This is a genomic window from Vibrio sp. QJM3NY_15 (assembly GCF_057785995.1).
In genome coordinates this window covers 1,154,786-1,168,769 of record NZ_CM173518.1, presented here as the reverse complement: position 1 = coordinate 1,168,769, position 13,984 = coordinate 1,154,786, and the positions used below count along the sequence as shown (strand labels likewise).

Here is a 13,984-nt window from a genome sequence, read left to right as displayed (position 1 = left end):
CTTCTCGCAGCTACAGAACCCATACTTTTGACAAGGTCAGACCAGAAAGATTGAAAATCCCCTGTTATTGTTGGCATTCTTTAAGATTAGCGGTAATCTTGACGTCCCAAAACTAAGGTACTATCTATGAACTTCGCTATTGAATATACATCGGCTTACTTTTCACACTTGGTGATTACACCTCGCAAGAAAGTACTAAAACATAGCCTTGTATCGGTTCAGAGTGGTTTGGTTTTAATAAAGCTCGGTAAACAAGAGTACGCAGTTGAACCCGGTCAAAGCATTTGGGTTCCTTATGACTGCTTAACTTCACTGACCTACTTCCCGAATACACAGGTTAATCGTGTCGATTTTTCTGTTCGCTTGACGGATTCATTCCCAAGACAAGCGGGTTACATCACGCAAACTAACCTCTCTTCGGCGCTACTAGAAAAGCTAGAGCAAACCAAAGCTCGTACTTCCAATGCCAATAATACGGAACAAGCGTTTAAAGATATGCTTTCTGTATTGAAGCAAGAAGTGTTGTCGTTTAAACCACTGCTTTGTGAAAGTGCTCTGTCTCAGCGATTCAATCAGTGGAACATTGATGATTCGAATCTGCCACAAGAACACACCTTGGTGATGGTCATGCGCGAAGCGAAGAAACGCATGCAATCAGGTCAAAAACGTGCGCTTGTGATTGATGATTTGTTCTCAGGGAAAGAAGAAGAGTTCGAACAACTGTGCATGCTTGTTTTCGGTGAAGATTTATAGCTTGGTGATAGGTGATATTGAAAGCAACAAACTAGATACTAAAAAGCCGCAAAAACTCAGTTTTTGCGGCTTTTTTAATTCTTAGCATTTAAACGTAGATTAATGACTAGCTATCTAGAATGGCAATTCAACCTGCATCATAAGGTCTGCATCTCGTGAATCATGCCAGCGGTAATCAAAACGCATACGAGGTTGCCCGTCGACTTTCTCGCCAAAACCGATGCTCAGCTGAAGGCCATGATTCATCAACCACTCTTCAGTCGACATATCATACTGCTCATCTTCAAGATCTTCTGGGAACCACATACCCAAACCAACATAGTTGGATTCAAGGCTCTGAGTTAACAGTGGCGTGTCTTTGCTTTGAAGAACCCAATCAGACCAATAGTCTGGAGCTTCAGGCTCTTCATCACTTAGCCCGCTGATTTCCATCATGCGTTGGCCAAAAGACTCAATACTCGAAGAAAAGTCTAAGCAGCTGTTTTCATCATCAGAAGTCAGCATGATCGAATCTAAACTAAAGAAATCACAATCAGCTTGAGCAGGCATACTGCATGCTGCAATGATCATCGTCGCTGGTATCGCGCGCTTTAGCATAGTCATCAGACCTCTTGAATTAGTGAATTTACATTATTGTATACAGTCCACTGTCTTGCAATATCTTTGTAACTGACTTTGTACTCAGTTTTGCAACATTGCTCCCATTTTGCAAAGCATTGCGTATATCGGTGCTTCGAATTTTTATTTTTTCAGGGCAAGCCATCACAGACCATCGCTCGGTAATCTCATCTGATTTATAGAAAGAAGAAAACTTAAAGAAGTTGTCAGGCCCAATAACGAACGTGAGTTCCGCGTCACGATGTAAGTTTTGAAGCTCATTGAGCACAGCATAAGTGGTCACGCTTTCACCTGGGGTAAACAAACTCTTTTCGATCAAAGAAAGCTCAACTTGATCCAGTGAAAGATCGCTAATAAATGCGTTAACTAACTGACATCTCGTATCAAAGTCTAGCATCTCTTTTCCCCAAGCATGAGCAATGCTTGGAACGAGTAGAATTTTGTCGAAGTGAGCCAGTGAATCAATCACACTTTTATGACCTAAGCTCGGTGGATTAAACGCACTACCGAAAATGGCTATTTTTTCCATGGTTTATTGCTGCCTTCTCTTTCTAAGCTTGTGCAAAGAGGTTTTTAAATCGGATGATTTAGGTATGATAACACTAGATTTTTAATTTGCTTGCAGGAAAGGAATACGAATGGAACAGTTAATTCGTGACGAAATGCGCGTACTACCTTCTATCGACCCTCACTTTGAAGTGACTCGTCGCGTGGATTTTATCAAAACTAAACTTCAACAATCTGGATGTAAGTCTCTTATCCTAGGTATCAGCGGCGGTGTCGACTCAACGACATGTGGTCGCCTAGCGCAAATGGCCGTTAACAGCCTAAATGAAACGTCTGGCAGCAACGATTATCAATTCATCGCGGTTCGCCTACCTTATGGCGAGCAAAAAGATGAAGACGAAGCACAACTTGCTTTGTCTTTCATCGAGCCTTCTCAATCAGTTTCTGTAAACATTAAAGCGGGTGTTGACGGGCTTCACGCAGCCTCTCACGTGGCTTTAGAAGGCACAGGCTTACTACCAACAGATTCTGCAAAAATCGACTTTGTGAAAGGCAATGTGAAAGCTCGTGCTCGCATGATCGCACAATACGAAATTGCTGGTTACGTTGGCGGTCTTGTGATTGGTACTGACCACTCAGCGGAAAACATCACTGGCTTCTACACTAAGCACGGTGACGGCGCATGTGATTTGGCACCACTGTTTGGTTTGAACAAACGCCAAGTTCGTGAGCTTGCAGCAACGCTGGGCGCTCCAGAGCAACTTGTTAAGAAAGTACCCACAGCTGATCTCGAAGAGCTTGATCCACAGAAAGCCGATGAAGCAGCCTTGAACCTTTCATACGATCAGATTGATGATTTCCTTGAAGGCAAAGAAGTCCCTCAAGACGTATCCGATCGCTTAGTTGGCATCTACAAAGCAACTCAGCACAAGCGTCAACCAATCCCAACGATCTACGATTAATTTTTAAATTAGTCTCAGAATCAAAAAGGCCGGAAGCTCATTTGCGAACTTCCGGCCTTTTCTATTTAGTGTTTTTTAATGCGTTTTTCTTAATGATCTAACGAGACGTTAATCGACAACTTCGATATCAGTTTGCGGAACACTGCAACACGCCAATATCTGACCCATGTTACGTTCATGCTCTTGCAGCGCTGGTACATCAGGTTGGTGAACTTGCCCTGACTCAAGGGTCACTTTACAAGCGCCACAGAAACCCGCGCGACAACTTGAAGCAATAGATACCCCGGCCGACTCTGCTTGCTCTAGCAAGGTTGACTGATTATTACCTTCGAACAAGTAGCCATTCACACTCAACTGAAGTTGCTTCACAGCTTCCTCGGTCGATTGAGCCACACCAAACGCTTCCTGATGATAATGCTGAGGGTTGAGTCCCATTTGAATCAGCAGTTTCTTCGCATTATCCATAAAGCCGTCAGGGCCACAAACGAACGCTTGGCGCTTGTGTAGTTCTTCAATTTTAGCGACATGCGACACGCTTAGACGCCCAGATAAACCATCCCACTCTTTGGTTGGTTGGCTTAATGAATAAATCACACGAAGTCCCGCGTGCTCACTGGCGATCTTGTCAATCTCAGCTTGATAAGGGATGTCTTCTTCGCTGCTGCATTGATGATAGAAAACCACGTCATCAATTTGACCATGGTCGGCTAGGTAGCGAAGCATCGACAGCATTGGCGTAATACCGCTGCCTGCAGACAAAAGCAATAACGGGTGAGTTGGATTCGCTTCTAAGTAGAACGCACCATCTGGATTTTGAGCAACCAAAGTATCACCCACTTGGAAGTGATCATTTAACCAGTTAGAGATTTGACCATCGTCCACTCGCTTCACTGAAATCGCTAAACGACCCGCTCGTGAAGGGCTAGAAGATAACGTGTAACGACGAGAAACCTTCTCGCCATCAATCACCATCTCAATCGGAAGATGTTGCCCTGGCTGATAACTTGGCAATGAATGGTTTTCTTTGGCAGGCTCTAACCAAAAGGTCGTAAAGTCACGAGCGATCTCTTCTCGCTCAACACACGTTAAATGTAATGACTCAACCCAATTGTCTTCATAGTGCTCTTTCTCTTTGGTTTCGAGTACTTCAACCACATCACCCGCTTTAACCAAACCTTCATTTTTAGCCACAAGATTCTGACCGAAGAAAACGCCACCACGCTCGTTAGCTCTGAATGTAGAGAAGGTATTAAGAGGCTCTTTTGTTGCTCTAAATTCACCACGCTCAACATCAACCGTCGTTAGGATACAACGCTCACAAGGCTTCACCGCTTCGAACTCAACCTCACCGATACGGATACGCTTCCAACCATCTTCAGCAAAGGCTTCGGTATTCGAAACAACAAAGTTGGTGCGGAACTGATCCATCGAGTGAGCTTCAGGGCTGCGGCGATTAAGCTCATCTAGAGAGGCTTGGCTGATCACTAACATTGGGTAACCATCAGCGAAACTGACATTCTGACCGAGTTTTTCTCGAACACGATTCGATTGCTCACCAGAGAACAATAGCTCAACACGAACTCCAAGCACATCACTGAACCAATCATCGGCTTCATCATTGGTGGTGTAAGCCCTGAAGCTGTCTTTCCAAACCGTTGCTGGTGCTTCTTGCATCTTGAAATTTGCATACTTTAGACGCAAAGGCTCTTTGCCTTCATAAGTGAAGATCAAACCGTCAGGCTGCAAGCTTGAAGATACCTTGACCATTTTCGGATACTTACGCGCTGTAACCATTGACCCGTCAGCCAGTGCCAACATAAAACGTCTGTCGAAAGTAAGACCCTGTTTTTCGACCCAAGCAGAAGAGAGTGCGATCCCGCCCACTGATTTAACCGGAAACACATTAATTTGAGATAAGGAGGGCTGTTGACCTGAAAGCTCTTGCTCCAAAGCCTTTTGATCCAAAGGTGACTGCGACATAACGATTCCAATGTTTTGTTGTTTGTCCCAATGCTAACAAATGGTTATAAATAGATAAACTGGCAGGCATTAAACACTTGATACTAAGCTAGTATCTTGAGATGTTTAGCTTTCTATCTTGATACATTAAGGCAGCAATGCAGTAACACTCTCCAGACGTTCTATAATATGAACACGATTACCGCATTGAACTTTCATTGAATAAAAAGGATTTATCATGAACAAACTCGTCATTATCATCTTATGTGTACTGCTTCCACCTGTAGGTGTGTTCTTCGCTCGCGGCGCCGGGAAAGATTTGGTGATTAATATCATTCTTACTTTCTTCTTCTGGGTTCCTGGAATGATCCATGGTCTGTGGGTAGCCACTCGCTAACCCTTATTAACAAATAGATACCGAATAAAATATCCATAAAAACAAGCTCCTAACCCTGAAGAGTTAAAAATAGGATGAAATGAAAGTGCTTTTCCACTATCATCCTGTCGCCTAAACGTAAGCGATTGCTTTCACAGATTTCGCTGAGTTTAGGCTCCAACTACATAACACTTCAAATGGTGGGAGCCTTCAATGACACAACTTACGATTACTCGTCCTGACGACTGGCACGTTCATCTACGCGATGGCGAAGTATTAAAAGATACAGTCCGCGATATCAGCCGCTACAATGGTCGAGCGTTAATCATGCCAAACACCATCCCACCGGTAACCGATACCGAAATGGCTCTTGCTTACCGTGAACGCATCATGGCAGAGCAGCCAAGTGAACAGTTCCAGCCTCTAATGGCACTTTACCTAACAGACAACACAACACCTGACGAAATTCGCAAAGCGAAAGAATCTGGCGCTGTTGTAGCGGCGAAGCTATACCCTGCTGGCGCGACGACAAACTCGGATTCAGGCGTAACTTCAGCTCAAAAGATTTACCACGTGTTAGAAGCGATGCAGGAAGTGGGTATGTTGCTGCTTGTACACGGTGAAGTAACGGCTCACGATGTTGATATCTTTGACCGTGAAAAAGAGTTCCTAGACACAGTTCTAGCACCGATTGTTAACGACTTTCCTAACCTGAAGATCGTTCTAGAGCACATCACGACTGCAGATGCAGCGACTTTCGTTAAGAACGCTAACGAGAACGTAGCGGCAACCATCACAGCTCACCACTTGCTTTACAACCGTAACCACATGTTGGTTGGCGGCATTAAGCCACATTTCTACTGCCTACCTATCCTTAAGCGCAACACACACCAGCTAGCACTTATCGAAGCGGCAACAAGCGGTAGCAAGAAGTTCTTCTTGGGTACAGACTCTGCGCCACACGCTAAAGGTGCTAAAGAGTCAGCATGTGGTTGTGCAGGTTCTTACACAGCACACGCTGCGGTTGAACTGTACGCTGAAGTATTCGATTTAGAAGGCAAGATAGAGAACCTAGAAGCGTTCGCGAGCCACAATGGTCCGGATTTCTACGGCATGCCACGTAATGCAGACACCATCACTCTTGTTAAAGAAGAGTGGAATGTTGCTGAAACGATGCCTTTCGGTTCAGACATTGTTGTGCCAATCCGTGGCGGCGAGACGATTGCTTGGTCTGTAAAATAAGCGCTTGGGCTGTTAAGTAAACGCCCTCCATTTAACGAAAAGGGTCACCATATAATTATGGTGACCCTTTTTTGTTTCGATGAAAGACTGTCTTATTATAAGAAATAATTAACGATTACTTACCGCGCATTTTTCCAATCGCAGTCCAAACAGCAACGACAATCAAGCCAGCTAAAATCCCAATCACACCGTTTAATAACGTCGGTACCACCGCTGTCGCAATCGTATGTCCCCTAAAATCCATAATAATCGGTTCAATTAAATGATGAATCGCAGGAACGTTGTGCACCACAATACCGCCACCAACCAAGAACATCGCAGCTGTACCGACCACAGCAAGCATCTTCATCAGCTTTGGTGCAAAGGCGACTAACCCATTACCCAATCTGGTTTTAATGATACTCCCATTCGATGTGCGCTGGAGATAGAAACCTAAATCATCCAGCTTAACGATCCCTGCCACTAAGCCATAAACACCAATCGTCATCACAACGGCTATCAAACTCACGACAAGAATCTGAGTAAGGATACTTGTACCCGTTACGGTACCTAGCGCAATCACAATGATTTCCGCAGATAATATGAAGTCGGTACGAATCGCGCCTGAGACCTTTCTCTTCTCATATTCCTCTATGGATTCGCCATTACTCGTATCCTCTTCCTTCTCGTCATGTTGATGAGCATGAGGAAAGAGCTTCTCTAAGATTTTCTCCGCCCCTTCAAAACAAAGAAACAGACCACCAATCACGAGTAGTGGCATGATCAACCAAGGGATGAACGCGCTGATCAATAATGCCGCCGGAACCAAAATCAGCTTATTTTTAAATGAGCCTTTTGCGACCGCCCATACCACTGGGATTTCTCTTTCAGCAGAAACACCGGATACCTGCTGAGCGTTAAGAGCTAAATCGTCACCCAATACGCCTGCGGTTTTTTTAGCTGCCACCTTAGACATCAGTGCGACATCATCCAACACGGTTGCAATGTCATCTAGCAGTGTTAATAAACTTGCTCCAGCCATTTTATTGTCTCTTTTTAAAGGATTGAACCATCGATGAAATGTAACATCATCAATTCACTCATCAAAGTTATGAGTCTGTAAAAAATAAAGTCACAAGTTGTGTTTTCTATTGCTGTCTCTGTTAGACAGGAATAATCTGTCTTAATCTTTCACGAACATAAAAGAAAAAGTATAGATGAAAAGTGAATCTACCTACCCAATTGGTAAGCCAGGACAAAAGTGGCAACAAGCAGAACGTGAAGCATGGTTAGCTCAAAGAACGGTTAAGCGTGAATACCAACAAGAAGTTGTGCCAAAGATTAAAGCACTTGCAGACCGTTTTGATATCGAACAATACGGTGCACTGAGCTACGACGAAGCTCGCTTCCCACTTTTCGCAATTAAGAGCAAAAACTGGGATGAGTCAAAGCCGACCATTCTCGTTACAGGTGGCGTTCACGGTTACGAAACCAGTGGCGTGCATGGCGCTATCAAATTTGCAGCGACACAAGCAGAGAAATACGCAGCGCACTTCAACATTGTAGTAGCACCTTGTGTAAGCCCTTGGGGTTACGAAGTGATCAACCGCTGGAATCCAAATGCTGTTGATCCAAACCGCTCATTCTATGACGGTACGCCAGCAGAGGAATCAGCAAACCTGCGTGCTTTAGTGGCCTCTTTGCCAGAAGTATTGGTTCACGTTGACCTGCATGAGACGACAGATTCTGATGAAACTGAATTCCGACCAGCACTCGCTGCTCGTGATGGCATTGAGTACATCGAAGGTATGATCCCAGATGGTTTCTACACGGTTGGCGATACAGAAAACCCGCAACCAGAATTCCAAGCGGCAGTAATTGCTTCAGTAGAAAAAGTAACGCACATTGCGCCTGCGGATGACGAAGGCAAGATCATTGGTTCAGACGTCACTCAACACGGTGTGATCAACTACCCAATGAAGAAGCTTGGCTTATGTGGCGGCGTGACCGACTGTAAGTACGGAACAACCACAGAGGTTTACCCAGACAGCGACAAAGTGACTGACGAAGAGTGTAATGACGCTCAAGTTGCTGCTGTAGTCGGTGCTCTGGATTACGTTATTCAGCACGAACTGAACGCGTAAGCTATTAGCTATTAGCTATTAGCTATTAGCTATTAGCTATTAGCTAAAGCTGCTCCATAAAACTAAAAAGAGCCACAAGTGACGATTCACTTGTGGCTCTTTTTTTGTCTTTTCTACTTGTCTTTGATTTCTTCTTGGGCATAAAAAAGCTCCCTTGCACACAGTACAAGAGAGCTTTGAAATAACACTGAATAAGGAGTAATTAGCGAACTATATACTCCCCATACTCGATTACTTTATTTAGCGGTTTCGCTAACGTTTTCTTGTCCTTTATCTACTTCAGTCAGTAGACCTTTCAACAAGCTAAAACAGCCAATAAGAAGAATGATCGTAAACGGCAGTGCAGCAATGATCGTGATCGATTGCAGAGCTTGAATAGATTGAGTACCACCAATCCACAACATCACCATCGCGATAGCACCTGAGATAACCGCCCAAACCACTTTCTGTTTCACTGGCACTTCTAGTTTACCACCCGCTGTCATGCCATCGATAACGATAGAGCCTGAGTCTAGCGTTGTAACGAAGAACACAATGATCAATGCGACTGCGAGAACTGACAGAATGCTACCGAACGAGTAAGCATCTAGCATGTAGAACAAGCTTAGAGATACGTCTGTAATGCCTTGGTCGAGGCCAAGTTGTCCCACATGGTTAATTACTTGCTCGATAGCCACGCCACCGAAGATCGACATCCAAGCCGACGTTACCAATGTTGGGATAATCAGTACGCAAAGTAGGAACTCACGAACCGTACGGCCCTTAGAAATACGCGCTACGAACATACCGAAGAATGGTGCATACGCAACCCACCATGCCCAGTAGAACACAGTCCAGCCATGCAGCCATGTTGTGTCTTCACGACCCGCACTTTGGCTTAAAGCTACGATGTTTTTCACATAGCCCGTTGCTGCAGTCGCCACAGAATCAAGCACTGTCGTAAAGTTCAATACAGCGATAAGACCAAGGAATACGAACGCAATAACCATGTTCAGGTTACTTAGGAACTTAACACCACCGTCCATGCCACGCATAACAGAGATGATCGCCAAACCCATAATCAAAACGATAATAGATTGCTGAAGGTAGATGTTGTTTTCCAAGCCAAACACGTGGCTAATACCACTTGCTGCTTGCGTACCACCTAGGCCTAATGAAGTCGCAAGGCCAAACAGAGTAACCAGTACCGTTAGTACGTCGATCACATCACCTGTTTTACCCCAAACTCGTTCACCCAGTATTGGGTAAAACACAGAACGCATTGATAGCGGTAAGCCTTTGTTGTAAACAAAGTACGCTAGACAAAGCGCCGTCATGCCATAGATAGCCCATGCATGAAAACCCCAGTGGAATACGGTTGCACCTAGTGCTAGTTCACGGCCTGCTTCTGTAAAAGGTTCCGCATCTAATGGTGTGCCGAACCAGTTAGTGAAGAACGCGGTTGGCTCAGCAACACCCCAGAAAATAAGCCCGATACCCATACCGGCTGCGAATAACATCGCAATCCAAGATGACATCGAATAGTCCGCCGTCGCGTCTTCGCCACCTAGGCGAATCTTACCCAACGGTGAAAATGCTAGAACAACAGCAAACGCTAGCATGATGTTAGCTCCCCACATAAACAGGAAGTCAAACTTTGATAAAACAGCACCCTTAATAGAATCAATAGCAGCTTTAGCGTCTGCTGGAGGAAGAGCAAGAAGAGTGATGATGAAGAGAAGAGATAAGCCTACTGAGGCTATGAAGACGGTGTTGTGGACATCCATGCCCCATTTACTGACGTTATCTTGACCAACTTGATAGTCAGTAGAATCGATACTGTATTTTTTTGATTTAAAACTCATAAATTATGATGTTCACATATCCGAATCAACGAATATAAGGACGCTCTCCATATCCAATTACTACTTGATTGGCTCGCCGCACCACCTAAATAAAGGCGATAAAAATCACAATGATTGGTGATAAATGGACTTACTGGCTCAATCCCAAGGCGCGTATTATAGCACAGGTCGAAGCATTTTGACTGAGTTTTAGCTCAATAGTTACCCAAACCACCGTTGATAGTGATAGTTAACCCAATAAAAACAGAATAAAATAAACAGACAAAAATCTTAAAATACAATACGTTAAATTAAAATGATGCACCGTAAAATCTCATGCAAACTTTCTACAGATAATATTAACAACAACCTGATTTATTTATAGCTCTAATAAAAAAGCCCCGCTATAGGGGCGGGGAAATTACCAAAGGTAAAAGAGAAATCAGTATTCAAATGTCAGTGCTATGTCTTGCTACGCTTCTCGCCACAGAGACTGCACATTTCAAAGGCAGTACATTAAATCGCGAAGCAAAAGCCTAGGTTGTAATCTTCGCCATTCTTTTCAGTGAACTCTTTATCTTCACTCGATGCGCTTGGTCGGCCGCTTTCATCACCCTTCACTAAGCTAACCCAGTGGCGAATACCAGAAGAGAGGTTCGCTTCAGTTTGGCCAAACGTGGTGCATGTCTCTAATTGAATGTCTTCGATGTTCACCAACTCTAAGTTGCCAGTGCCTTTACGAGCACCTATTGTTACTTCAACATGGGTACCGCTCTCGTCACGAAATAGAATTGACGATGGTTTAGATTTATCACCCGCATAAGCGACAAAGTGCTTCGCTCTTTTCAGGCCAGTGTGCTCGCCGTTTTTGAAATAAACCTGAACATGTCGATAATCAATCTCGTAGCTCACTGCATCTTCGTGTGAACCCGCCTCTAGAGGGAATAGAGTATCAAGCAACTGTTTCGCCATTTTTTGTTTTTCGAGTTGCTTGTCTGCTTTCACCATTTCTACGGCAAAGACAGCTTCAGCAATAAATGTTGAATGGTTTCTGTGAAGTTCTGTTTTGTCTAGTGTCAGCATATTCATAATCTTTCCCTCTTACGGCTTTGAATTTCATGTAGGTCAAAAATCCTGATTGACCCTTTTCAAATGTGTTCTTTACTGTGTGGCTTCCATGTATTTCATACTACTTGTATTTTTTAAACAATTTCACAACAAAAATTTCACAGTGTGAATTTTACTAAATTGATTTTTTACACAAACCGGAATTTCCGCCCCCAGCCCTTTATCTAATTGGGCTGAGAGCTCATTAGACACACTTTTACGTGTTGTTTGATTTTGTGTAATAACCGACCCCAACCAATTTATTGTCGATCACTCGATAGTAGGTGTGCTTGGTTTCGACTTTGCTCGACAGGGGATTTAGCCATCGATAGGTGTAAACACCACGGCCATTTTCTTTGGCGAGATTTAACATCTCAGTGAGAATTGGCTTATCGTCAGGGCTTAGAATTTCGTTGTGTGAACGTCCAACAAGCTCAGGGGATACACCATGTGCAAGTAGCTTTCCGGAGCTCATGTCCATCACAAACACATACAAGTCTCCTTCAACAAAGCTACCCTCAGCGTCATTGAATTCAGTCAAGCTCTCTTGTTCTGACTCCACTATCGCTGTCATGGCTCTCGCCAATAAATTCTTTGCCTCAGCAGCACTTGAACGTTCTGGGTAATAACCCACAGCGACGATCACATCGCCCACTCGTTCAAAGAAGGTGGTTTTCGGCTCCCCCATACGATCAGTCGGATTGGTCCAGTGATACTTAACTTCACCAAAACCGTTGTGTACTGCTTTAGTGATCATTTCACGGAAAAATGGATTACCGTAAACGTCCTGAGTGTCTAAAACACTGTCGCCCACCAACACCATTGAAGATCCGCCACTGGCGAGGAATTGGCCATCAATCCCCAAAGCGAATACATACAACTCACCATCTATGTATTCAGCATCGCTCATGAAGTCTTGAACGCTTTCATCGCCTTCTTTTTGAACGTGCACTACAGCTTTCGCAAGCAGGGTTTTGGCTCTTCTTTCCGCGTCACTGACCACATGTGGCTCTGAAATATCGAGCACATTGACTGGCTCGTTTTCTTTCACTGTTTCTGAATGTTCAGCACGCAATCCAATGCCACTGATCACTGCAAACACTGCACAACCAATAAGAATAATTCTTGATATATTCATAGTGACTTCTCCTAATAGCCCACTAAGGACGGTAGCCAAAGCGTAATTTGTGGGAAGAAAGCGATAACGAATACGCCCACCACGGATGCAAGAACAAAGGGATGGATCTTCGCGGTGATCTGCTCGACCGTGGCTCCACCTATTCCCGAGGCGACAAAGATATTTTCACCGAGCGGCGGTGTAGCAAAACCTATCGATAACGTACACACCACCACAATACCCACGTGAGTTGGATCTGCACCGAGCATGTACATGATTGGCAACAGCACTGGCACGATAATCATGATCGCGGCTAGCGTTTCCATGAACATGCCGACGAAAAGCAATAGCACAATAGTCAGTGCCCACACCATGTACATATTGTCAGTGAAACCTAACAATGACTCAGCCACCACGACCGGAATTTTTTGTTCGATTAACAAGCGACCAAATACCGTTGCAGCGAATAGAATCAGCAACACACGCCCGGTAATCCATGTGGTTGTCGATAATGACTTGATGGTGCTTTTGAACGATAACTCTCGGTGAATAAACACACCCACAAACAGCGAATAGAAAATTGCCACAACCGCTGACTCTGTTGGTGTGAACATACCGCTATAGATACCTCCGAGAATCAGAAATGGAGCCAGTATCGACCATATGCCACGGCGCAAAGCGTGTCTTACTTCGCCAAATGACCAATTCTCAGACAACCCTTTATAGCCTTCTCGCTTGGCAATGAAGTAGTTAGTGACAACGAGTGTAGATGCCATGATAAAGCCAGGAACAACGCCTGCAACAAACAATTTAGGAATAGATAAAGAAGCAAATTGCCCGTGTTGAGCGATGGCTTCGGGCGGTGCCATTAATCCCATTGCTGAGATGCCGAAAATAACTAACGGGATGGATGGTGGAATGATGATCCCCAAGCCCCCTGATGCGGCCGTTACTGCCGATGCGTAACTCTTATCGTAATCTCGCTTAACCATTGCAGGCACCATTAGCATGCCTACCGCAGCTGTGGTTGCAGGGCCTGAACCTGAGATAGCACCAAAAAACAAACACGCCATCACGGTTGCAGCGCCAAGGCCACCCGTCACGGGTCCGGCTAAGCTCTCTGCAATATCTACCAGACGTTTGGAGATACCCGCCGCCTCCATTAATGCGCCAGCAAGAACAAAGGCCGGCAGCGCCATTAACGGGAAGTTACCCACCGAAGTAAACGCGATCTGTACTAAAGCGATGGGATTTTTGTCGAGTAACATATAGGCCGCCATTGAAGCGCCAGCCAGTGATACTGTGATTGGTGCACCCAGAATTAACAGGGTTAAGAAGCCACCAAATAAAATTAGAGTTAAATAGGATTCCATTATTACATCTCTCTATTACGGCTA

13 protein-coding genes are annotated in these 13,984 nt (G+C 44.5%); 5 read left to right on the top strand and 8 right to left on the bottom strand.

The window, feature by feature from the left end; genetic code table 11:
• Positions 1 to 126: 126 nt before the first annotated feature.
• The gene (locus tag AC3CKG_RS21535) at positions 127 to 753 is read left to right on the top strand and encodes a hypothetical protein (protein ID WP_017109017.1); all 627 of its coding nucleotides are present in this window, start codon (positions 127 to 129) and stop codon (positions 751 to 753) included.
• Between the two features lie 114 nt (positions 754 to 867).
• On the opposite strand, the gene AC3CKG_RS21530 is transcribed toward AC3CKG_RS21535, so the two are convergent.
• Together AC3CKG_RS21530 and AC3CKG_RS21525 are read right to left on the bottom strand one after the other, a co-directional pair.
• On the bottom strand, positions 868 to 1,356 hold the full coding sequence (locus AC3CKG_RS21530; RefSeq protein ID WP_017105614.1) for a hypothetical protein: 489 nt from the start codon (positions 1,354 to 1,356) through the stop codon (positions 868 to 870).
• A 22-nt stretch (positions 1,357 to 1,378) separates the two neighbouring features.
• On the bottom strand, positions 1,379 to 1,900 hold the full coding sequence (locus AC3CKG_RS21525; RefSeq protein ID WP_065104521.1) for a nicotinate-nicotinamide nucleotide adenylyltransferase: 522 nt from the start codon (positions 1,898 to 1,900) through the stop codon (positions 1,379 to 1,381).
• Positions 1,901 to 2,009: 109 nt separating this feature from the next.
• Between AC3CKG_RS21525 and nadE the strand changes: the two genes are divergently transcribed.
• On the top strand, positions 2,010 to 2,840 hold the full coding sequence (nadE, locus tag AC3CKG_RS21520; RefSeq protein ID WP_099165778.1) for an NAD(+) synthase: 831 nt from the start codon (positions 2,010 to 2,012) through the stop codon (positions 2,838 to 2,840).
• A gap of 108 nt (positions 2,841 to 2,948) precedes the next feature.
• On the opposite strand, the gene AC3CKG_RS21515 is transcribed toward nadE, so the two are convergent.
• Positions 2,949 to 4,820: an MOSC N-terminal beta barrel domain-containing protein gene (locus AC3CKG_RS21515; RefSeq protein ID WP_488529325.1), complete on the bottom strand. Its 1,872-nt coding sequence runs from the start codon at positions 4,818 to 4,820 to the stop codon at positions 2,949 to 2,951.
• A 217-nt stretch (positions 4,821 to 5,037) separates the two neighbouring features.
• Between AC3CKG_RS21515 and AC3CKG_RS21510 the strand changes: the two genes are divergently transcribed.
• Positions 5,038 to 5,196: a YqaE/Pmp3 family membrane protein gene (locus tag AC3CKG_RS21510; RefSeq protein ID WP_017059962.1), complete on the top strand. Its 159-nt coding sequence runs from the start codon at positions 5,038 to 5,040 to the stop codon at positions 5,194 to 5,196.
• 192 nt (positions 5,197 to 5,388) lie between these two features.
• On the top strand, positions 5,389 to 6,417 hold the full coding sequence (pyrC, locus tag AC3CKG_RS21505) for a dihydroorotase (RefSeq protein WP_009845762.1): 1,029 nt from the start codon (positions 5,389 to 5,391) through the stop codon (positions 6,415 to 6,417).
• A 115-nt stretch (positions 6,418 to 6,532) separates the two neighbouring features.
• Here pyrC and AC3CKG_RS21500 read toward each other — a convergent pair whose 3' ends face one another.
• Entirely contained in the window at positions 6,533 to 7,438 is a 906-nt protein-coding gene (locus AC3CKG_RS21500) for a DUF808 domain-containing protein (RefSeq protein WP_488529324.1), read from the bottom strand.
• 175 nt (positions 7,439 to 7,613) lie between these two features.
• Here AC3CKG_RS21500 and AC3CKG_RS21495 point away from each other — a divergent pair, with 175 nt between their 5' ends.
• Positions 7,614 to 8,540 (top strand): M14 family metallopeptidase, encoded by a 927-nt coding sequence (locus AC3CKG_RS21495; protein WP_280619334.1) that lies wholly within the window; start codon positions 7,614 to 7,616, stop codon positions 8,538 to 8,540.
• A 236-nt stretch (positions 8,541 to 8,776) separates the two neighbouring features.
• On the opposite strand, the gene AC3CKG_RS21490 is transcribed toward AC3CKG_RS21495, so the two are convergent.
• From AC3CKG_RS21490 to AC3CKG_RS21475, 4 genes are all read right to left on the bottom strand, one after another.
• On the bottom strand, positions 8,777 to 10,384 hold the full coding sequence (locus tag AC3CKG_RS21490) for a BCCT family transporter (RefSeq protein ID WP_009845765.1): 1,608 nt from the start codon (positions 10,382 to 10,384) through the stop codon (positions 8,777 to 8,779).
• A gap of 495 nt (positions 10,385 to 10,879) precedes the next feature.
• A complete protein-coding gene (locus AC3CKG_RS21485) occupies positions 10,880 to 11,452 on the bottom strand; it encodes an aldolase/citrate lyase/malate synthase family protein (protein ID WP_009845766.1) in 573 nt (190 codons plus the stop codon).
• A 235-nt stretch (positions 11,453 to 11,687) separates the two neighbouring features.
• Entirely contained in the window at positions 11,688 to 12,608 is a 921-nt protein-coding gene (locus AC3CKG_RS21480) for a cache domain-containing protein (RefSeq protein ID WP_017109009.1), read from the bottom strand.
• Between the two features lie 11 nt (positions 12,609 to 12,619).
• Positions 12,620 to 13,960 (bottom strand): TRAP transporter large permease, encoded by a 1,341-nt coding sequence (locus AC3CKG_RS21475; RefSeq protein ID WP_009845768.1) that lies wholly within the window; start codon positions 13,958 to 13,960, stop codon positions 12,620 to 12,622.
• Positions 13,961 to 13,984: the final 24 nt, after the last annotated feature.

Bases quoted from the DNA above. Each gene is read 5' to 3' on its own strand.
- AC3CKG_RS21535 (WP_017109017.1), top strand. From the start codon at position 127: ATGAACTTCGCTATTGAATATACATCGGCTTACTTTTCACACTTGGTG.
- AC3CKG_RS21530 (WP_017105614.1), bottom strand. From the start codon at position 1,356: ATGACTATGCTAAAGCGCGCGATACCAGCGACGATGATCATTGCAGCA.
- AC3CKG_RS21525 (WP_065104521.1), bottom strand. From the start codon at position 1,900: ATGGAAAAAATAGCCATTTTCGGTAGTGCGTTTAATCCACCGAGCTTA.
- nadE (WP_099165778.1), top strand. From the start codon at position 2,010: ATGGAACAGTTAATTCGTGACGAAATGCGCGTACTACCTTCTATCGAC.
- AC3CKG_RS21515 (WP_488529325.1), bottom strand. From the start codon at position 4,820: ATGTCGCAGTCACCTTTGGATCAAAAGGCTTTGGAGCAAGAGCTTTCA.
- AC3CKG_RS21510 (WP_017059962.1), top strand. From the start codon at position 5,038: ATGAACAAACTCGTCATTATCATCTTATGTGTACTGCTTCCACCTGTA.
- pyrC (WP_009845762.1), top strand. From the start codon at position 5,389: ATGACACAACTTACGATTACTCGTCCTGACGACTGGCACGTTCATCTA.
- AC3CKG_RS21500 (WP_488529324.1), bottom strand. From the start codon at position 7,438: ATGGCTGGAGCAAGTTTATTAACACTGCTAGATGACATTGCAACCGTG.
- AC3CKG_RS21495 (WP_280619334.1), top strand. From the start codon at position 7,614: ATGAAAAGTGAATCTACCTACCCAATTGGTAAGCCAGGACAAAAGTGG.
- AC3CKG_RS21490 (WP_009845765.1), bottom strand. From the start codon at position 10,384: ATGAGTTTTAAATCAAAAAAATACAGTATCGATTCTACTGACTATCAA.
- AC3CKG_RS21485 (WP_009845766.1), bottom strand. From the start codon at position 11,452: ATGAATATGCTGACACTAGACAAAACAGAACTTCACAGAAACCATTCA.
- AC3CKG_RS21480 (WP_017109009.1), bottom strand. From the start codon at position 12,608: ATGAATATATCAAGAATTATTCTTATTGGTTGTGCAGTGTTTGCAGTG.
- AC3CKG_RS21475 (WP_009845768.1), bottom strand. From the start codon at position 13,960: ATGGAATCCTATTTAACTCTAATTTTATTTGGTGGCTTCTTAACCCTG.